At 56.0% G+C, this 18,130-nt stretch carries 19 protein-coding genes; 3 read left to right on the forward strand and 16 right to left on the reverse strand.

Annotation, left to right across the window (positions count from 1 at the left end):
* Positions 1 to 74: 74 nt before the first annotated feature.
* The 3 genes from fadJ to KGP26_RS19355 all read right to left on the reverse strand — a co-directional run bounded on the left by fadJ (position 75) and on the right by KGP26_RS19355 (position 4,048).
* Positions 75 to 2,243: a fatty acid oxidation complex subunit alpha FadJ gene (gene fadJ, locus KGP26_RS19345; RefSeq protein ID WP_223664458.1), complete on the reverse strand. Its 2,169-nt coding sequence runs from the start codon at positions 2,241 to 2,243 to the stop codon at positions 75 to 77.
* Complete coding sequence (fadI, locus tag KGP26_RS19350; protein WP_024485084.1) at positions 2,240 to 3,553, reverse strand: acetyl-CoA C-acyltransferase FadI; 1,314 nt, start codon at positions 3,551 to 3,553, stop codon at positions 2,240 to 2,242. The genes fadJ and fadI overlap by 4 nt, the downstream gene beginning before the upstream one ends.
* 198 nt (positions 3,554 to 3,751) lie before the next feature.
* The gene (locus KGP26_RS19355) at positions 3,752 to 4,048 is read right to left on the reverse strand and encodes a YfcZ/YiiS family protein (RefSeq protein ID WP_021806065.1); all 297 of its coding nucleotides are present in this window, start codon (positions 4,046 to 4,048) and stop codon (positions 3,752 to 3,754) included.
* Positions 4,049 to 4,455: 407 nt separating this feature from the next.
* Between KGP26_RS19355 and fadL the strand changes: the two genes are divergently transcribed.
* On the forward strand, positions 4,456 to 5,778 hold the full coding sequence (gene fadL / locus KGP26_RS19360) for a long-chain fatty acid transporter FadL (RefSeq protein WP_021806066.1): 1,323 nt from the start codon (positions 4,456 to 4,458) through the stop codon (positions 5,776 to 5,778).
* An 80-nt stretch (positions 5,779 to 5,858) separates the two neighbouring features.
* On the opposite strand, the gene KGP26_RS19365 is transcribed toward fadL, so the two are convergent.
* A complete protein-coding gene (locus KGP26_RS19365) occupies positions 5,859 to 7,646 on the reverse strand; it encodes a flotillin family protein (protein WP_223664459.1) in 1,788 nt (595 codons plus the stop codon).
* 51 nt (positions 7,647 to 7,697) lie between these two features.
* The gene (locus tag KGP26_RS19370; protein WP_223664460.1) at positions 7,698 to 8,324 is read right to left on the reverse strand and encodes an OB-fold-containig protein; all 627 of its coding nucleotides are present in this window, start codon (positions 8,322 to 8,324) and stop codon (positions 7,698 to 7,700) included.
* A gap of 83 nt (positions 8,325 to 8,407) precedes the next feature.
* Here KGP26_RS19370 and KGP26_RS19375 point away from each other — a divergent pair, with 83 nt between their 5' ends.
* Positions 8,408 to 8,578, forward strand: a complete 171-nt coding sequence (locus tag KGP26_RS19375; RefSeq protein WP_021806069.1) for a hypothetical protein — start codon at positions 8,408 to 8,410, stop codon at positions 8,576 to 8,578.
* 72 nt (positions 8,579 to 8,650) lie between these two features.
* On the opposite strand, the gene mlaA is transcribed toward KGP26_RS19375, so the two are convergent.
* From mlaA to ccmA, 10 genes are all read right to left on the reverse strand, one after another.
* Positions 8,651 to 9,412, reverse strand: coding sequence for a phospholipid-binding lipoprotein MlaA (gene mlaA / locus KGP26_RS19380; RefSeq protein ID WP_021178624.1), 762 nt, complete (start codon positions 9,410 to 9,412; stop codon positions 8,651 to 8,653).
* 35 nt (positions 9,413 to 9,447) lie between these two features.
* Positions 9,448 to 10,662 (reverse strand): c-type cytochrome biogenesis protein CcmI, encoded by a 1,215-nt coding sequence (gene ccmI / locus KGP26_RS19385; protein WP_021178625.1) that lies wholly within the window; start codon positions 10,660 to 10,662, stop codon positions 9,448 to 9,450.
* Complete coding sequence (locus KGP26_RS19390; RefSeq protein ID WP_021178626.1) at positions 10,662 to 11,129, reverse strand: cytochrome c-type biogenesis protein; 468 nt, start codon at positions 11,127 to 11,129, stop codon at positions 10,662 to 10,664. The genes ccmI and KGP26_RS19390 overlap by 1 nt, the downstream gene beginning before the upstream one ends.
* Positions 11,126 to 11,677: a DsbE family thiol:disulfide interchange protein gene (locus KGP26_RS19395; RefSeq protein WP_021178627.1), complete on the reverse strand. Its 552-nt coding sequence runs from the start codon at positions 11,675 to 11,677 to the stop codon at positions 11,126 to 11,128. Before KGP26_RS19395 ends, KGP26_RS19390 begins: the two co-directional genes overlap by 4 nt.
* Entirely contained in the window at positions 11,674 to 13,644 is a 1,971-nt protein-coding gene (locus tag KGP26_RS19400) for a heme lyase CcmF/NrfE family subunit (protein ID WP_021806070.1), read from the reverse strand. Before KGP26_RS19400 ends, KGP26_RS19395 begins: the two co-directional genes overlap by 4 nt.
* Positions 13,641 to 14,135: a cytochrome c maturation protein CcmE gene (gene ccmE / locus KGP26_RS19405; RefSeq protein ID WP_021806071.1), complete on the reverse strand. Its 495-nt coding sequence runs from the start codon at positions 14,133 to 14,135 to the stop codon at positions 13,641 to 13,643. The genes KGP26_RS19400 and ccmE overlap by 4 nt, the downstream gene beginning before the upstream one ends.
* On the reverse strand, positions 14,132 to 14,383 hold the full coding sequence (ccmD, locus tag KGP26_RS19410) for a heme exporter protein CcmD (protein WP_021806072.1): 252 nt from the start codon (positions 14,381 to 14,383) through the stop codon (positions 14,132 to 14,134). Before ccmD ends, ccmE begins: the two co-directional genes overlap by 4 nt.
* A complete protein-coding gene (locus KGP26_RS19415; protein WP_021806073.1) occupies positions 14,380 to 15,117 on the reverse strand; it encodes a heme ABC transporter permease in 738 nt (245 codons plus the stop codon). The genes ccmD and KGP26_RS19415 overlap by 4 nt, the downstream gene beginning before the upstream one ends.
* 116 nt (positions 15,118 to 15,233) lie before the next feature.
* Positions 15,234 to 15,893, reverse strand: coding sequence for a heme exporter protein CcmB (gene ccmB / locus KGP26_RS19420; protein ID WP_223664461.1), 660 nt, complete (start codon positions 15,891 to 15,893; stop codon positions 15,234 to 15,236).
* Complete coding sequence (gene ccmA, locus KGP26_RS19425) at positions 15,893 to 16,525, reverse strand: cytochrome c biogenesis heme-transporting ATPase CcmA (RefSeq protein ID WP_037375630.1); 633 nt, start codon at positions 16,523 to 16,525, stop codon at positions 15,893 to 15,895. The genes ccmB and ccmA overlap by 1 nt, the downstream gene beginning before the upstream one ends.
* A gap of 237 nt (positions 16,526 to 16,762) precedes the next feature.
* Between ccmA and KGP26_RS19430 the strand changes: the two genes are divergently transcribed.
* Entirely contained in the window at positions 16,763 to 17,713 is a 951-nt protein-coding gene (locus KGP26_RS19430) for a formate/nitrite transporter family protein (RefSeq protein WP_223664462.1), read from the forward strand.
* A 285-nt stretch (positions 17,714 to 17,998) separates the two neighbouring features.
* Here the strand turns inward: KGP26_RS19430 and KGP26_RS30320 are convergent, their stop codons facing one another.
* On the reverse strand, positions 17,999 to 18,127 hold the full coding sequence (locus KGP26_RS30320; RefSeq protein ID WP_256461533.1) for a hypothetical protein: 129 nt from the start codon (positions 18,125 to 18,127) through the stop codon (positions 17,999 to 18,001).
* Positions 18,128 to 18,130: the final 3 nt, after the last annotated feature.

The following is an 18,130-nucleotide window of genomic DNA, read 5'->3' on the forward strand; positions in this document are numbered from 1 at the left end:
TGATTGCAAGGAGTGATGACGATCACAATGCGGCTCCTTCTCAAACTGTAGCGCAAACCGGGCCGCTATGCTGGTTAACTGCCTTGCGGATAGAAGCGTTCCCCCTGCTCAGCCATGCGCTGCAGGCGTTCGCAAGGAGCAAAATATTCACCGTATTGCTGTTGCAGATAGCGCAGGGTTTTTACCACTTTCTCCGCGCCTAGCTCATCCATATAGCGGAATGGGCCACCCAGGAACGGCGGGAAGCCAATGCCAAACACCGCGCCGATATCACCGTCGCGAGCGCTACGGATCACGCCCTCATCCAGGCAACGCGCCGCCTCGTTGAGCATCATCATCACACAGCGTTGGGCGATCACCGCATGTTGAATATGCGCCTTGGCGGTGATACCCAGCAGTGGATAGATGCTGCTGTCTGCGCTCTTGCGCCTCTGGCGTGCCCTGCTGCCCTCGGCCGGGTACAGATAAAAACCACGGCCATTCTTGCGCCCTTTGCGGTCGTCTTTCAGCACTGCGTCGAACGCCGCTGGAGCGGCAAAGCGTGGCCCCAGTTCCGCCGTCAGGATCGGGATAATTTTGGTGCCAACGTCGATACCCACTTCGTCCAACAGCATGATGGGGCCCACTGGGAAACCAAAATCGACCAAAGCCTTATCCACCGATTCGATCGGCTCGCCTTCCAGCAGGCAGCGCGCCGCCTCATTAATATAAGGGGCGAGAATGCGGTTGACGTAAAAACCAGCGCGATCGGCGACCACGATCGCCGTTTTCCCCTGTTTGTGGGCCAGAGCAACGGTAGTGGCAATGGTTTGTTCGCTGGTAGTGGCATGCGGGATCACTTCGACCAACGGCATTTTATCCACCGGGCTAAAGTAGTGCAGACCAATAACCTGCTGCGGCCTGGCTGCCTGCGCCGCGATTTGGCCGATCGGCAATGATGAGGTGTTGGAGGCGAATACGGTATGCGGCGCGGCATACCGTTCAATATCGGCCACCATCTGCTGCTTGAGCGCGATATCTTCAAATACCGCCTCCACCACGATGTCGACCCGTTCAAAACCGCTGTAATCGGTGCTGCCGGAAATCAACATCATCTGTTTCTGACGCTCTGCCGGACGCATGCGTTTGCTACGTACCCGTTTGCCCAGCAGATCCCAGGTGTATTTCAACGCATGGTTGATCCCCTGCTCATTCACGTCTTTAATGCGCACCGGTAACCCACCGCGAGTCGCCGTGACGCAGGCAATACCTCCGCCCATCAAACCACCGCCAAGAACACCGATGCGCTGTAATTCATGGGGCTGAGCATCCCCGCCACGCTCTTTTTTCAGCGCCGTAGAGGCAAAGAACAGGCTGCGTAATGCAGCAGACTGTGGTGACATAGCCAGTTCACCGAAGGCGCGGGCCTCCGCTTCATAGCCGCTGGCACTACCCTGATCCAGACCGGTGCGCACCACCTGAATAATACGCTCCGCTGCCGGGTAATTACCGTGGGTTTTCTCCAGGGTCTTCTTGCGCACGATGCTGAACAGCAGGCTTCTGCCTAACGGACCGTTGAGCAGGCGTTCTTGCCACGGTAACGCACGGCGCGACTTCCAGCCCTGTTTCACACGCTCAATGGCGGTTTGCAGCAGAATAGATTGCGGTACGGCCTCGTCCACCAGGCCCATACGCAGCGCCTGACGCGCGCGAACGTGTCTTCCCGTCAGCATCATATCCAACGCTTTGCTGGCACCAATCAGGCGTGGTAAGCGCTGGGTGCCACCAGAGCCAGGCAACAAGCCTAACTGGACTTCCGGCAGGCCGAGCGCCGTTTTGTCATCCAGCGAACAGACGCGGCTATGGCAAGCCAAAGCCAACTCCAGCCCGCCCCCAAGGCAAGCACCATGAATGGCGGCAACCACCGGCACTGGGAACGCGGCAATCTGTGCCAGCGTGCTCTGCCCCTTCTTCGCCAGCGTTTGTGCCTCTTGGGCCGTATGGCACGCGGCAATCATGGTGATATCTGCACCGGCAATAAAGGAATCTGGCTTGCCGGACAGGATCACCAAGCCTTCCAGGGTGGCAAGCTGCTGTGCCTTGAGCAGCACGTCGTTGATCTGCTCAACAAACTCCGCCTTCAGCGTATTGACCTTCTCCCCCGGCACATCGATGGTGATCACGCCAATATTGTCCGGGCGCAAGGTCAGATGAAATGCCGAAGGCTTGGCACGCTGTTCGTGCAATGCGTTCTCGAAACTCATTTGTCCACCTCCACAATCATCGCCGCACCTAATCCCCCAGCCGCGCAGGCGGTGGCCAGCCCCAGACCGCCACCGCGCCGTTTAAGCTCGTGCAGCGTCTGGGTAATCATGCGTGCGCCGGTCGCGGCAAACGGGTGGCCATAGGCGATAGAGCCACCCAACACGTTGAATTTTTCCATATCCACTTCGCCGATCGCCTGCTCACGCCCCAGCTTCTGCTGGGCAAACTCGGTGCTGGCGAACATTTTCAGGTTGGCCAGCGTTTGTGCTGCAAAGGCTTCATGCATATCGATCAGGGTCAGATCGGCCAGGGTAATACCCGCACGATCCAGCGCCAACGGGGTAGCATAGGAAGGGCCGAGCAGCATATCCTCCCAGACATCAATGGCGGCAAAAGCGAAGCTGCGCAGGTAGCCTAGAGGCTCCAGGCCGAGTTCTTTCGCACGGGATTCGCTCATCATCAGCACCGCTGCCGCACCATCGGTCAGCGGCGTACTGTTGGCGGCCGTGACGGTACCGTGGCGGCGATCGAATGCCGGTTTCAAGCGGGCATAAGACTCCAGGCTGGAATCTTTGCGGACGTTGTTATCTTCGGCCAGCGGGGTTTTATAGGGCGGCACATAGGCGGTCATCACTTCATCGCGCAACAGCCCCTGTTCCCAGGCTTTGGCGGCCAGTTGATGCGAGCGGTGTGCCAAAGCATCCTGCTGCTCGCGAGTAATGCCATGGGTTTTCGCCATTTGTTCGGCGGTATCCCCCATACGCAGGCCGGTAGAGTATTCCGCCACGGCGGGAGGAACCGGCATCAGATCGCGGAACTTAAGCTTGCTGAACAGTTTCAAGCGCTGCGACAGCGTGCGGGCCTTGTTGACGTCCACCAACGTACGAGCCAGCGCCTTGCTAACGCCAATCGGCAGCACGGAGGAAGAATCCGCCCCACCGGCAATGCCAACACTGATGCTGCCCGCCATGATACTTTCCGCCACGTTGGCAATCGCCTGGAAGCTGGTAGCACAGGCACGTGAAACGCTATAGGCATCGGTGTGCACGCTCATGCCGGTACCAAGCACAATTTCCCGCGCAATGTTCGGCGCTTCAGGCATTTGCACCACCTGACCAAATACCAGTTGCTCGATCAGGGCGGGATCGATGCCGCTACGCGCCAGCAGCTCGCTCACCGCAGTCTTGCCAAGATCGACCGCAGGTATACCGTGATAAGCGGTGGCCTGCTTGGCGAAAGGGGTGCGCAGCCCTTGAACGATGGCGATACGGTCGCCGAGACGGGTAACCAGCGGCAATGCCTTACTCATAAACGCTCCTGAAGAGAGGCCGTCAACACAACGGACAAAAAGAGGTCTGACCTGATGAGGTCATTGTTAACCAAATGTTTACATTTGGCAAACCGGTAGAAGTGAAAACTGAGAGCGGGAGCAACTTTCTGGCAGGGGGTAAAGCTGTGCGGATACCAGCAGGGGCGCATATTACGCCCCTACGGGATCGGGTCGGGATTAACGCAGGCCGAGCTGGAAGATCATGGTTTCTGCCTGGCAAGAGAAGGTGAAATCCACATCCAGTTGCACGCCGCCGTCAACCGGTTTAATGCTACTGCTGATGTCACAAGGATCGGACTCCACGCCGCGCGCCTTTTCAGTCAGTGCTGCCAGGGTTTGCTCTGCATCTTGCTGATTGGCAAACACTCGGCTGTAGGAAGCGGTGCAATCGGTGTTATCCATCACGGTTCCGACATCGACACAGCAGCAGGCCGCAGTTTCCTGAGCGTTACATTTATTGATTGCATCTGACATAGTTGAAATCTCCTCACGGGCCGCGGTTAAGCTCGCCCAAATAGCCATTTATGATCTGGCGCAAATAAACAAAATTCTGTGTTTATTTTACTCCTCGGGCTTGCCAATCACTAGCCTTACTTTTTGTAAGCATTTTAAGTGACGGAAATCACATAACTAAATAGCCACCTGGTAAAAAAACATAAGAGTTTTGTTATGTATCGGTCGTTTTTTGTTATGTGGATCTCTTTTCTGATATCAATTTGGAAATATTTCAAAAACAAACTTGCAACATCTTAACAGGTCGGACCTATAATTCAGCCACTGGTCTGATTTGTCAGATTGATAACGGACCCTACAATCGCGCGCTCCATGTTACTTTGTGTAACATTGTTTAAATAATAAACACATAAAATGAGGTTTTGGTCATGAGCCAGAAAAACCTATTCACTAAATCAGCTCTCGCAGCTGCAGTGGCAATTATTTCTTCGAACGTGTATGCCGCAGGATTCCAGCTGAACGAGTTCTCGGCAGTTGGTTTAGGGCGAGCCTATTCTGGCGAAGGCGCAGTGGCGGATACCGCAGCCTCAGCAAGCCGTAACCCGGCGACCATGATGATGTTTGACCGCCCTTCTTTCTCTGCGGGCGCCGTTTTTATTGACCCAGACGTTAACATTACCGGCACCTCACCTTCAGGCCGCAGCCTGGATGCGAAGAACATTGCCCCGACCGCCTGGGTACCCAACCTGCACTACATCCAACCGCTGAATGACCAATGGGCCGTTGGCGGTTCTGTGACCAGCAACTATGGCCTGGCCACCGAATACAACGAAGGCTACACCGCTGGCTCCGTCGGCGGGACTACCGACCTGACCACGGCAAACCTCAACCTGAGCCTCGCATACCGTCTGAACCAACAATTCAGCTTCGGTCTGGGCTTCGATGCAGTGTATGCCAAAGCCAAGATCGATCGCTTCGCCGGCGATTTACCACTGCTGCTGGCAGGCTCCGGCAAATTGCCTCCGGCGCTGGCTGGCCAGGTAGCCAGGATCCCTGCCGATACTCAGATCTCTCATCTGGAAGGTAACAAGTGGGGCTACGGCTGGAACGCTGGCATCTTGTATCAAGTAGACGACAGAAACCGTTACGGCTTCACCTACCGCTCTGAAGTGAAAATCGACTTTGACGGTGACTACCGCAGCAGCCTGCCTTCCGCCTATAACGGCCTGCTGGGGCAGTTTGGCCTGCCAATGGGGACCGACGGTAACAACGTCCCGGGTTCTCTGACCCTGAACCTGCCAGAAATGTGGGAGGTCTCCGGGTATAACCGAGTGGCACAGCAGTGGGCGATCCACTACAGCATGGCCTATACCAGTTGGAGCCAGTTCCAGGAGCTGAAAGCGACAGACAGCAACGGCAAAACGCTGTTCCAGAAGCATGAAGGCTTCCGTGACGCTTACCGTATCGCGCTGGGTACCACCTACTTCTACGACGATAACTGGACCTTCCGTGGCGGTATCGCCTTCGATGATAGCCCGGTTCCGGCACAAAACCGCTCTATCTCAATCCCGGATCAGGATCGCACCTGGATCAGCGCCGGTACCACTTACGCGTTCAATAAAGACGCTTCTGTCGACGTGGGTGTGTCCTACATGCACGGCCAGAAAGTCACCATCAAAGAAGGCCCATATACCTTCGAATCGAAGGGTTCAGCCTGGTTGTACGGTGCTGGCTTCAACTACCGTTTCTAATCTGTGTTCCTGGACAGAAACGTAAAAACGGCGGGATTATCCCGCCGTTTTTTATTCTATTAACCCCATCCAGTCGTAACTCAGGAAAGGCTTACCGTCGTGATGCTGTGCTCAGTCGACGGAGCATACGACTCCGGCTTTTGTTCCGTAATTTCTTCTTGAACGACTACAGCGTCAGGCTCCGCCACCGGAGCAACTGGCTGCGCCTGCGGCAAAGCAGCGGTCAACGCCTGCAATGAACCACCGCTGATACCGATTTCCTGTAACAGGGAATCGATGACCGGTGCATGCGTGCGGTAGGCGAGCGCGGCAGACATCGCCTGCTCGGCCAGGTTGCCGCCGCCGACCGAAGCCGCCGTCGCCCCTGCGATACCGCCAGAACGGTTCAACCCATCCACCTGCATGATCTTGATGCCTTCGATGGCCTTCATCGGCTCAACGGACTTCTCGATGATCGCCGGCAGTGCCTGCAGCAACGCCAGTTTGAACTTCAGGCTGGTCTGATCGCTGGAAAGCATGTTGACCGCTTCGTTCAACGCGCGCTGGGTTTCCGCCTCTGCCAAGCCTTTCTGACGTGCGGCTTCGGCCAGTTCAATGATGGCGGCGGCCTGCAGTTCAGCCGCCTCTTTCTCCGCACGGGCTTTCAGCGTCAGTTGCATCGCCTCAGTTTCCGCCCCTTGACGGGCTTCGATCAGAGCAACCTGCTTGGCACGATCGGCTTCGGCGGTCTGGCGCGTGGTTTCCACGTTTTGCTCCGCTTTCACCGCTTCGGTCAACGCATCATTAGCGCGCGCCTGAGCCTGGGACTGCTGCTCGGACTTGGCAGCAATGGCGATGGCCTTATCCTGTTCGGCAATTTCCGTCACTTTTTTCTGCTCGATGGCGGCCATTTCCGTGACTTTATTCTGCTCGATCTCTTTGACGCGGATTTCACGCTCCGCCTCTACCTTACGGGTCCGTACCGCCTGCTCACGCTCGATTTCCGCCTCCTGAATCTGGCGCTCGGCGGAAATGCGGCTCTGCTCGGCCTCGCGGCGGCGTTCCGCTTCGAAGGTGGCGATCCGGGAGCTTTGCTCGGCGCTGCGGGTTTTGACCTGCTGCTCCTGCTCAAGCGACATGAAGGCTTCCTGCTGCTCGATCTCCAGCTTGCGTGACATGGCATCGCGGTTTTTCTCGCGTACTGCAACCTCCACGTCTTGCTCAACTTCGTTACGCTCGCGGCGACGGCGTTCGGTTTCCTGCGTCAGCTTGGTCAGACCTTCGGCATCGAAGGCGTTGTTAGGATCGAAATACTCTTTCGAGGTCTGGTTAAAGTTGGTCAGCGATACGCTTTCCAGCTCCAGGCCGTTTTTCGCCAGATCTTCAGATACCGTGCTCTGCACGCCCTGCACGAAGTTTTCGCGCGTGTCTTGCAGGTCTTGCATGGTCATCTGCGCTGCGGTGGAGCGTAAGGCGTCGACAAACTTGTCTTCCACCAGTTGGCGCAGATCTTCCGGTGACAGCGTACGCTGGCCCAAAGTCTGTGCGGCAGTGGAAATCCCTTCAATGGTCGGTTGCACGCGGACAAAAAATGCCACCACCACGTCGACGCGCATTCTGTCCTTGGTGATCAGGCTGTCGTGCATGGCACGGCTGACCTCCAGTTTCAGGGTCTTCATGTTGATTTCAACAATCTCATGAAACACCGGCAGGGAGATAGCACCACCGCTCAGCACCACCTTAAGCCCGCCCAGACCGGTACGCACCAACGACTGTTCCGCCGAGGCGCGGCGATACAGGCGTGAAAAAATCAGTCCGATGATCAGCAGGACAACAAAGATGCCACCCGCAATCGAACCCCAAAACGTAAGACCATCACTAATTATCACCAGGGTTACCTCTCCATAAGCATTATCAAAATAATTCCGTTAAAACCGTGTTCACAGCAGGTCCGGCCAAGGGTTGGCGCTGCCGCTGAAGCGGGATCCGGAGATGCGCGCCGTAACCAGCACCTTGGCTCCACGCACAAAGGCGACATCCTCCTCATCCGGCTCGATCAAAATGTAATGGGTACGCCCGTGCTCGTCAGTCAACCTGGCTTCTGCCGGGGAGCCAGCCGTGGCCGTTGCGCTGGTCATAATTGCCATCCGGCCAATAAAGCTGTCTGTGGAAACTGCGCTGCTTTCGTCACGTGGCAAGTAGCGAGCAATGCCGCGGCCACACCAGCGTACGCTGAACACAGCGACGATAAAGGCAACGATCACCGCCAGCCACACCGGTAGTTCACCGCCTGCCAGCCATTGCAGTATCAGGCCACTCAGTGAAAAACCGCCGAGAAACAGCACGATGATGATCAGCAGCGGCAAGCGCCCGATATGCAGCCAGCTCAGACCCTGGGCGAAAACGTTCTCACCCAGGGTAATATCCGGATGAGAGTCTATAGCCGCATCGAAATGGCTGGAAAGGGAAGCACCGAGAAACACCGCCAGCGTTTCCAGCACGCCGATAAACAGCAGCAGGAGCAGAGCGATCAAGAAAGGGGCATTGCCTGAAGAAAGTAGGTCCATATTGGCGTTCTCCGTGCGCATCACAGCGAAAATATCGCGGCAGCAGAAAACCGGCAGGAAAGAGGGTACAAAACGCGGTAAAGATGATGCTGCAATCCGCTATAAACGTTCCTTGTGCCACACAAGCCGGTTCCCAAGCCACGGGCTCTGCCTTCCAAGTCACCAGCGGCAGTCGCCTGGCGCAGATTTTAGCATTTACTGCCGCGCCATCCCAGAAAATCATCAATAAAAATGATTATCATTTACATAAATAAAAAAGGATCCCTACACTTCCGGGATCCTTTTTCAAACGGTATTCACCACAGGATAAGTTGAAAGAACAATCCTTAGTTGGCGGAGTCGATCTCGTCCAGATCGCCCTGGATCGCCTTGGCATTCGGGTTTTCCTGCGGCTTGAGCACCCCGCCATTCGCCAGGAAGTCATGGCGTTGGAAATAGGCGTCACGCACCATCGCATAGGGATCGGAAGAGTTGCGCAGCAACCCATCGGAATCCAGCAGTTGAGCACGGGTTTCAACCCCTTCCACTACCCATTTCCCCGCCGACATCCAGAAGGTGAGATAACTCAGCACCGGATAAACGCTATCCGCCCAATCGCCACCGTCTTCACGAATAGTGAAGCTGCCGTAGACCGGTAAGTGGACATACGGGCCGTAACCTACGCCGTAGTTCCCCAAGGTGCCACCGAAGCGGCGTGGTTCTTCACGCGCCAGTTTCGGGTTAGCCATACTGGCCACGTCGATCAACCCGCCCATCCCCAACAGGGTGTTGAGGAAGAAACGGTTGAAGTGCTTCATGCCCTGATAAGGGTTACCACGCAGAAATTCGTTCACCATGCTGGCCGGCTCTTCCAGGTTGGAAGTAAAGTTGCTCAAGCCATTACGCGCAGGCATCGGGACGTAATCACGCCATGCCACCGCAACCGGGCGCAGCACGTAGGGATCCATCACGTTATAGTTGAAGTTAAACATCGCCCGGTTAAACCCTTCAAGAGGGTCGGAACGCCCTTGCGGATCGTCACCAGGCGAGCTGGCACAGCCTACCAATAACACCGTTGCGAAAGCCAGCCCAGTCAGGCGAAAGTTCATATTTATCTCCATGAAAACCCTTGGATTCTTTTTTATCAGGGAACCTGTTTATCAATCTGAACGCTGACCTGTTCCTTGCCGCTATAGGCTTGCAGCGTACTATCGCCAAACCAGTCGCCCGCCTGTGGCGTTGCCAAACCATCCTGTGACAGCCTGACGTGCACCTTCACCTTCTGCTGAGCCGATAGCAGCCGCTCAGGCATCATGGCGTTGCTGTCATCCAATGTGAATGATAGCGGGAAACGACTCAGTGGCAATTGCTTGACCGCTACCGGCACCGGGTTGGTGCCATCGGTAACCGAAACGATCAGCGTTCCTTGTTGTGGTAATGCTTTTGCCGCCTCTGGCGACAGCGTGACAGTGACGGAGAGTTTAACAGTTTCTGCGCCCACCTGAACTTTTGCTTGTTCAATACTGCGCTTTATCACTGCAACACGCTGGTCATCGGCAGGTAACAGTTTCAACATTACCTGCCAGGCACCGATCGCCTGTTGGTAATCGCCCTGCTCAAAGGAGTTGAACGCCAACAGGCTCAGTACACGCACGTTGGTGTGATCTTCTGCCACCATGGTGCGCAGCATTGCGGTGGCCTGCTTGTTGTCTTCCGGATCGCCCGAGCGCGTCAGCACTTCAGCATAGCCCAGGCGCACTTCCATATTGCTCGGATCCAGGCTGTAAGCTCGAGCAAAAGCCTGGGTCGCGGTGGTGGCATTATTCAACGCCATCCCGACACGGCCAAGCATCATCCAGTCGTTCAGGTTCCTGTCATCGTCCTGCAACGAGGTGCGTAAACCCAAGCCAAGACGGGCGATCTCTTCCATACTCAGCGGTTGGGCACGCTCATTCGCCACCCGCGCACGCAGTTCCGGCATTTGGGATTCTACCTGATGCCAGGCCATAACCTGAGCCAAACCGCCGGTTTTCAGATAAAAGCCAACCGATACCACCACCAACACCATCACGCCAGGCACTAAAGCCCAACGATTGATAGGCCGTGCAGGCTGCTCATCCGGTTGCCCAGGAATATCGTTCAGCAAGTTCTGTTGCAGCTCTTTGACCAGCTCCGGGCGTTCCGCAACTACCCCTTGATCTTCATCTTGTGCCAGCTCGTCAAGGCGATCCTGGTAGAACGCCTTGTTGAGCGTATCGCGGCTGGCCGCCGTACTTTCTTTGCCTTGGCGCATCGCAGGCACGACCAGCAACGCGCTCGCACCGACCAACAGCACTATAATTATCAGCCAAAAAGCCATTAGGGTTTCTTCCTGTCAGTCTCTTTCAACAACGCCGCAAGACGCTGCTGCTCCTGCTCGGAGAATTCCTCGTTGACTACGCCCGCCCGCCGTTGACGAGTGCGCAGTATCACCACCGCCCCGCCAATCAGCACAAACAGCAGCGGCCCGACCCACAAGATCAAGGTTGCTGGCGTCACCGGGGGTTCATAGGTCACAAAATTACCGTAGCGCGCCACCATATAGTCGATGACCTGCTGCTTGTCTTGCCCCTGCATCATCAGCTCATACACCTTGGTGCGCATATCCGCCGCGATGATGGCGTTGGAATCGGCAATGCTGTTGTTCTGGCATTTAGGGCAGCGCAACTGTTCGGTCAACTCACGGTATTGCTGTTCCTGCTCCACCGAATTGAATTTGTAGGTATCGATAGCCGCAGCAGCACTCCAGCTTAGCAATGCCGCCACCAGTAAGGTTATCAGCCTCATGCGTCGCCCCCATATTTACGGTACAGCGGTAACACTTCCTGCTGCCAGACACGCTCGTTCATGTCCCCGGCGTGGCGGTAGCGGATAATGCCTTCACCGTCGATCAGGAAGGTCTCAGGTGCGCCATACACGCCGAGATCCAGCCCCAGCATGCCGTCGCCGTCGTACAGGCTCAGCGCATAAGGGTTACCCAACTGATTGAGCCACACCACCGCCTTCTGGCGATCGTCTTTATAGTTTAGCCCGACTACGCGGATGCCTTTGGCCGCCAGAGTATTGAGATACTCGTGCTCTGCCCGACAGGTGGGGCACCAGGTCGCCCACACGTTCAACAATATCGGTTTGCCAGTGCGCAGCACCGCCTGATCGAAGGTTTTACCTGGATGTTCCAGGGATTCCAGCTTGAAGGTCGGCACCGGTTTACCAATCAGCGCAGACTCCAGCATGGTGGGATCTTCCCCGCCGGCGTTACGCGTCAGCTGCACCAACAAAGCCACCACCAACAGCAGGAACAGGATTAACGGAATAAATAACAGTTTGCGGTTCATGCCTGCCCCCCTTGTTTGGCTTCACGTTTGAGTTTTTTGCTCATGCGATAGCGCGGATCAAGAATACATAGCACGCCGCCAATCGCCATAAACACCCCACCGAACCAGATCCAGCGGACAAAAGGTTTGTAGTAAAGCCGTACGGCCCAGGAGCCATCGTCCAACTCTTCACCCAACGCGGCGTACAAATCGCGCGTCAGGCCACCGTCGATGGCGGCCTCCGTCATCATGCTGCGCGCCACGCTGTAATAACGTTTTTCCGCATGCAGGGTGGCTTCTGCCTTACCGTTGCGGGTGACATCGATAATCCCGACACCGCCGGTGTAGTTTGAACCGCGGATATCGTGAACGTCGCGGAAGATGAAGCGATAGTCGTGAATTTCCACGCTATCACCGGCTTTCATGCGGACATCACGCTCAACGCTGTAGTTTTGGCTGAAGGCGATCCCGATCACCGTGACCGCCACGCCCAGATGGCCTAATACCATGCCCCAATGGCTACGGGAAAGGTGCCTGAGCCCCTGCCAGAAACCGTGCCGGTGGGTGGCCCGCTCATGCAGCTCCATCAGAGTCAGCAAGATCACCCAGATGGCCATGATCAGCCCGACCACCGTCATGCCGACGATACTGTCTTGCAGCAGCCAAGGCAGCAGGATTGACAGCACTAATGTGATCACCAGCGCCACGCCCAGGCGACGCCAGAGCTTGGTAGGTTCGTCACGACGCCAGCGCACCAACGGCCCGATGCCAAGCAGCAGCGCCAGCGGTGCCATCAGCCAGGTAAACATGGTGTTGAAGAAAGGCTCGCCGATGGAAATACTGCCCAGCCCCAACTGTTTATGCACCAACGGCAACAAGGTCCCCAGCAACACCACCAGCATGGCGGCGATCAGCAAGACGTTGTTGCCCAGCAGGAAGGTTTCCCGCGAGAAGGTTTCATGCTGCACCCGGCTACGCACCTGCCCGCCCTTCACGGCATACAGCAACAGCGAGCCGCCAATCACGATCACCAGATAGGCGAGGATAAACATCCCGCGCGCCGGATCGGAGGCAAAGGAGTGGACGGAGACCAGTACGCCGGAACGCACCAGGAAGGTGCCCAACAGACACAGGGAGAAGGCCGTGATCGCCAGCAGCACCGTCCAGGCTTTGAAGGTCCCGCGTTTTTCGGTGACCGCCAGCGAGTGCATCAAGGCCGTACCGGCAAGCCATGGCATAAAGGAGGCGTTTTCGACCGGATCCCAGAACCACCAGCCGCCCCAGCCCAGCTCATAGTAAGCCCACGCTGACCCCAACACGATGCCCATGGTCAGGAAGACCCAGGCCGCCGTAGTCCACGGACGCGACCAACGAGCCCAGGCCGTATCGAGCCGCCCGGCCATCAGTGAGGCAATGGCGAAGGCAAAGGCCACCGAGAAACCCACGTAGCCCATATACAGCAACGGCGGGTGGAAGATCAGCCCGATATCCTGCAACAGCGGGTTAAGGTCGCCCCCGTCGATCGGGAAACTCGGCAAGGTGCGGGTAAACGGGTTGGAGGTCATAATGATGAACAGCAAGAACCCGGCGGTGATCATCCCCATCACCGACAACACACGCGCTACGGCATCCTGCGGCATTGCACGGCTGCACATGGCAACCGCCAGTGACCAGCAGCTCAGCAGCAACACCCACAGCAGCAGGGAACCTTCGTGCGCCCCCCATGTTGCCGCAATGCGGTAATACACCGGTAGCTTGGTGTTGGAGTTGGCGGCTACATAGGAGACGGTAAAATCATTGGTAATAAACGCATACACCAGGCAGGCAAATGCCAGGGCGATGGCGATAAACATACCATAGGTTAACGGGCGGGCTACCGCCATCATGCGCGTATCCTGGCGCGCCGCTCCCCATTGCGGGTAAATGCTCAGCAGCAACGAAATCGCCAACGCCAGGCACAGCAGAAAACTTCCAAGTTCCGGCATCATGACTTGTTGCCCCCGTCCGGCGAACTGCTATAGGTAGCGGCCGGGCTTTTATGATTCTCTTTCATGGCATCCGCGACTTCTGGTGGCGTATATTTTTCATCGTGTTTGGCCAGCACTTCACGCGCGTTGACCACATTACCTTCCCCCAGCACACCCTGTGCCACTACGCCCTGCCCCTCACGGAACAGATCCGGCAAAATCCCGTTGTAGGTCACTTCGATGGCTCCGTGGGCATCATATACCTTGAAGCTCACCTGCAGGCTTTGCTGATCGCGTTTGACCGAGCCAGGCATCACCATGCCACCGATACGCAGGCGCTGGCCCACCTCCGGTTTTTCATGCTTTTCACCCTTGCCTTGCAGGATCTCGCTCGGGGTATAGAACAGGTCGATATTGGAGCGCAAGGCATACAGCATCAGCGTGGCGGTGAGCGCGACACCAATCAGTACGACAATGACCAGATAGAGGCGGCTTTTACGACGTGGATTCACTGTGATTTCTCCCGCGAGTTAACAGGCTGCGGTGTGGCCGCGGATTGCTTTGACTGTTGTGACTGGCGGATACGCCGTTCACGCGACGCCTGGCGGCTGACTTCGGCCAGTAGCTGCTTACGCTGCCACAGGGTGTGGACCAGTAGCCCCAACAGGGAAAGCAGGGTTACGGCCACGGCCAACCAAACGTAAAACGCATAACCGCCCATGGCGAAAAACGCCTGCCAGGAACTGAATGCAGCATTCATGACTGACGCTCCTTGCTAACCAATTCGGCGACCCAAGGGCGCTGACGTTCCTGGAAAAGGATCAGATTGCGCAGGCGCATCAAGGTCAGCGTAATAAAGAACAACAGGTAACCGAAGATCGCCCAACGCAGCGGGTAACGCATGCTTGGCGCAATGCTCTGCTGCATATTGGTTGAGCCCTGGTGGAGGGTATTCCACCATTCGACCGAAAAGTGAATAATCGGAATGTTGATCACCCCTACCAGCACCAGAATACCGGCGGCTCGCCCGGCCAGGCGGCGATCGTCGAAAGCGTTATACAACGCAATGATGCCCATATAAAGGAACAGTAACACCAGCTCCGAGGTCAGGCGAGCATCCCACACCCACCAGGTGCCCCACATCGGTTTGCCCCAGGCAGATCCGGTGACCAGAGCAATAAAAGTGAACACCGCACCGACCGGAGCCATGGCCGCGACCACGGTATCGGACATTTTCATCTGCCAGACCAGGCCGATAAACGCCGCTATCGCCATCGAGCCATAAATGCCCATCGACCAGATGGCCGCCGGAACATGAATGTACATGATACGGAAGCTGTCACCCTGTTGATAATCTTTAGGTGCGAAACCGAAGCCCCACACCCAGCCGATCAGCAGACAGATGGCGCCCGCTATCCCCAACCAGGGGACAAAGCGGCCACAGACATGGTACAGCCGTTCCGGCTTGGCAAATTGATGTAACCATTTCCACATTGTCGTCATTGCTCACGGTAAGAAATCATTCAGTAACCGCTCCCTGATGGCAGAACGGCGAAAGTCTTGCGCACGGAAAAGCTCTTATAGGCATTCATCCGCGATTAAATTTTCAGCTAGTGTACGCTTACACGCAACGCAGCTGCGGTGGCAAAAGGTGCCAGCGTGATGCTGCCCGCCAGCATCGCGCCCAGGATGGCCAGGTAACCGTCGATCGGCATCCCCATCGAGGCGGCATCTATCGCCGCGGTAGAGAAAATCAGTACCGGAATATACAGCGGCAGCACCAGCAAACTCAGCAGCACACCGCCTTTGCGTAGCCCCACCGTCAACCCCACTCCGATAGCGCCAATCAGACTCAGCGTTGGGGTACCCAGCAGCAGGGTCAGCGCCATCGCCATCCAGGTATTCACATCCAGCGACAGCAGCAGCGCCACCAACGGCGACAGGATCAACAACGGCAACCCGGTCACTACCCAGTGAGCACACACTTTGCCTAACACCGTCATTGGCAGCTGCGTTGGCAATAACAATAACTGTTCCAAAGAGCCATCGAGGTAGTCATCACGGAACAATCGCTCCAGCGAAAGCAACGAGGCTAACAGCGCCGCTACCCAAATAATCCCCGGCGCAATACGCGCCAGCAATTGCGGTTCTGGCCCAACGCCCAAGGGAAACAGCGTGATCACGATCAGGAAGAACCACAGCGGGTTGACGATCTCGGAGCCTTTACGAAAGGCAATTTTCAGTTCCCGCCGCAGTATGATGAAGAACATCAGGCGATCTCCGCGCTGGTCTGTGTCAGGCGAATTTTCCTTACCGCCTGCCGTGTACCGGTTAAATCTTGATGCGTCGTTAGCAGCACCATACCGCCCTGTTGCGCATGTTGCTCAAACAGCGCGGTCAGCTCCAACACGCCCTGCTTGTCTATGGCCGTCAAGGGTTCATCCAGGATCCACAGCGGGCATTTGCTGAGCCAGAGCCGTGCCAGCGCCACGCGCCGCTGCTGCCCGGCGGAAAGCTGCGCCACCGGCAAATCCTCATAACCGACCAAGCCTACCTGCTCCAACGCCTGCCAGATGGCCTGACGATCGGATGACTGGCTAACCGCCTGGTAAAACTGCAAATTCTCAAACGGGGTCAGCATGGATTTAATCCCTGGCTGGTGCCCCAGAAACAGCAGGTCCAAATGATATTGCTCACGGCGATGGCGCGTATTTTCGCCCTGCCACAGCACTTCGCCTGCGTCTGGCTGCGCCAACCCGGCCAAAATACGCAGCAAGCTGGTTTTGCCAGCGCCATTAGGGCCTTCCACCTGAATAATGTCGCCCGGGCTCACCAAAAAACTCAACCTGTCAAACAGAGTTCGTTCATCTCGTACACAACTAAGATTTTTGGCTTCCAGCATGGAGGACTCATATTTTTCTTTGGGATAGCGAATCATAGCATAAGCCACAGTGCGCTCGTAGCCCGCAGCCTGGCTTGGATGTACTCCATTAGGGGTAATATTGCGCATCAGATCAAAATTGCGTAGAAAAAATCATCAACGTTAAAATTTCGTTACTTTTTAATCACTTTTCCGGCGCACTTTCCTTCGCCCCATCAGCAACTACGCTTTAGTTATCAGCCAATAGGAGAATGACCATTGAGCACAAAACCAGATCGTCCAGCCAACAGCGATGAAAACAGCGTCAAGGTCGAAAGCGAAGAGCACGATCGGGGCAAATCCACCATTGAGGTCGATGAGGAAAAACTGCCCTCGCGCGCCGCTGCCGTGCATGAACAAATCCGCATGGAGGGGGAGAAAGAACTGGAGCGTGACTGGCTGGCGCTATTGCTGTCAGCCTTGGCCGCCGGCTTGTCGATGGGGGCTTCTCTGGCAGCTAAAGGAATTTTTCACGCACGGCTACCGGACGACCCAAGCCGATTTTTTATCGAGAACATCGGCTATACCTTCGGCTTTATCATCGTCATCATGGCTCGCCAGCAGCTGTTTACGGAAAACACCGTCACTGCAGTGTTGCCCATCATGCATAAACCGACGCCGAAGAACTTCGTCATTCTGTTCCGCCTATGGGGGATAGTGCTGTTGGGGAATCTGCTCGGCACTGGCCTGGCCGCGCTGGCATTTATCTATATGCCTATTTTTGATCAGAATACCCGTGCGGCCTTCACCAGCTTGTCACAGGAAATCATGCATAACACCCCGGGAGAGATGTTTGCCAACGGCATCCTGGCGGGTTGGATCATCGCCACGATGGTGTGGATGTTCCCTTCGGCCAGGGCTGCCAAAATCTGGGTGATCGTACTGATGACCTACCTGGTGGCGATTTGCGATCTGACCCATATCGTGGTCGGTTCCGTCGAGATCCTGTACCTGGTGTTTAGCGGCGCACTCCCTTGGCAGGAGTTCTTCTACCCGTTCGCCATCCCGACGTTGGCGGGCAATATCATCGGCGGCAGCTTTATCTTCGCGCTGATCAGCCATGCGCAGATCCGTAACGATATGAGTGACAAGGCCAAGGCAGAACGGTTGAAGGCACAACGGGAGAATCAACCCAGGAAGGAACTCACGGATAAATCAGACCGCGAATAAAACTTCTCCAACCCGTTCGCGGCACAGTAAAAGGTGGATAATCGGGAAAATGGGGCATAACGGGAGAAAACCGATTATATTTCAGGCAATCAGACCAATAGCCCCTTAAACCCAAGCGCAAAAATGGGTATACTGCGCCCGCCGTGTCCCCTTAGTTAAATGGATATAGCAAACAAATTAATTAAAAATCAATAAAAACAAAGACTTAACCATTAAATTAATTCAAAATAAGTACACTTAAATGTACACATTATTTTTAAGCCGGGATTTCTCCCGGCGCAACTATCACTCCTTGGGTTCTTCACCACCTACCGGCTCTGTTACCTCCGGGGCTACTTTCGGCTCATACTCTGGCTCATCGCCGCCAGGCATCTCGACACGCAGATCAATCCAGCGACCGCCTTGGATATCCATTGA

Origin of the sequence: Serratia sp. JSRIV002, from assembly GCF_019968725.1 — a bacterium.
Lineage (GTDB): Bacteria > Pseudomonadota > Gammaproteobacteria > Enterobacterales > Enterobacteriaceae > Chania > Chania fonticola_B.

Excerpts from the sequence above, each read along its gene's own strand:
- fadJ (WP_223664458.1), bottom strand. The coding sequence starts at position 2,243 with ATGAGTTTCGAGAACGCATTGCACGAACAGCGTGCCAAGCCTTCGGCA.
- fadI (WP_024485084.1), bottom strand. The coding sequence starts at position 3,553 with ATGAGTAAGGCATTGCCGCTGGTTACCCGTCTCGGCGACCGTATCGCC.
- KGP26_RS19355 (WP_021806065.1), bottom strand. The coding sequence starts at position 4,048 with ATGTCAGATGCAATCAATAAATGTAACGCTCAGGAAACTGCGGCCTGC.
- fadL (WP_021806066.1), top strand. The coding sequence starts at position 4,456 with ATGAGCCAGAAAAACCTATTCACTAAATCAGCTCTCGCAGCTGCAGTG.
- KGP26_RS19370 (WP_223664460.1), bottom strand. The coding sequence starts at position 8,324 with ATGGACCTACTTTCTTCAGGCAATGCCCCTTTCTTGATCGCTCTGCTC.
- KGP26_RS19375 (WP_021806069.1), top strand. The coding sequence starts at position 8,408 with ATGATGCTGCAATCCGCTATAAACGTTCCTTGTGCCACACAAGCCGGT.
- mlaA (WP_021178624.1), bottom strand. The coding sequence starts at position 9,412 with ATGAACTTTCGCCTGACTGGGCTGGCTTTCGCAACGGTGTTATTGGTA.
- ccmI (WP_021178625.1), bottom strand. The coding sequence starts at position 10,662 with ATGGCTTTTTGGCTGATAATTATAGTGCTGTTGGTCGGTGCGAGCGCG.
- KGP26_RS19390 (WP_021178626.1), bottom strand. The coding sequence starts at position 11,129 with ATGAGGCTGATAACCTTACTGGTGGCGGCATTGCTAAGCTGGAGTGCT.
- KGP26_RS19395 (WP_021178627.1), bottom strand. The coding sequence starts at position 11,677 with ATGAACCGCAAACTGTTATTTATTCCGTTAATCCTGTTCCTGCTGTTG.
- KGP26_RS19400 (WP_021806070.1), bottom strand. The coding sequence starts at position 13,644 with ATGATGCCGGAACTTGGAAGTTTTCTGCTGTGCCTGGCGTTGGCGATT.
- ccmD (WP_021806072.1), bottom strand. The coding sequence starts at position 14,383 with ATGAATGCTGCATTCAGTTCCTGGCAGGCGTTTTTCGCCATGGGCGGT.
- KGP26_RS19415 (WP_021806073.1), bottom strand. The coding sequence starts at position 15,117 with ATGTGGAAATGGTTACATCAATTTGCCAAGCCGGAACGGCTGTACCAT.
- ccmB (WP_223664461.1), bottom strand. The coding sequence starts at position 15,893 with ATGTTCTTCATCATACTGCGGCGGGAACTGAAAATTGCCTTTCGTAAA.
- ccmA (WP_037375630.1), bottom strand. The coding sequence starts at position 16,525 with ATGCTGGAAGCCAAAAATCTTAGTTGTGTACGAGATGAACGAACTCTG.
- KGP26_RS30320 (WP_256461533.1), bottom strand. The coding sequence starts at position 18,127 with ATGGATATCCAAGGCGGTCGCTGGATTGATCTGCGTGTCGAGATGCCT.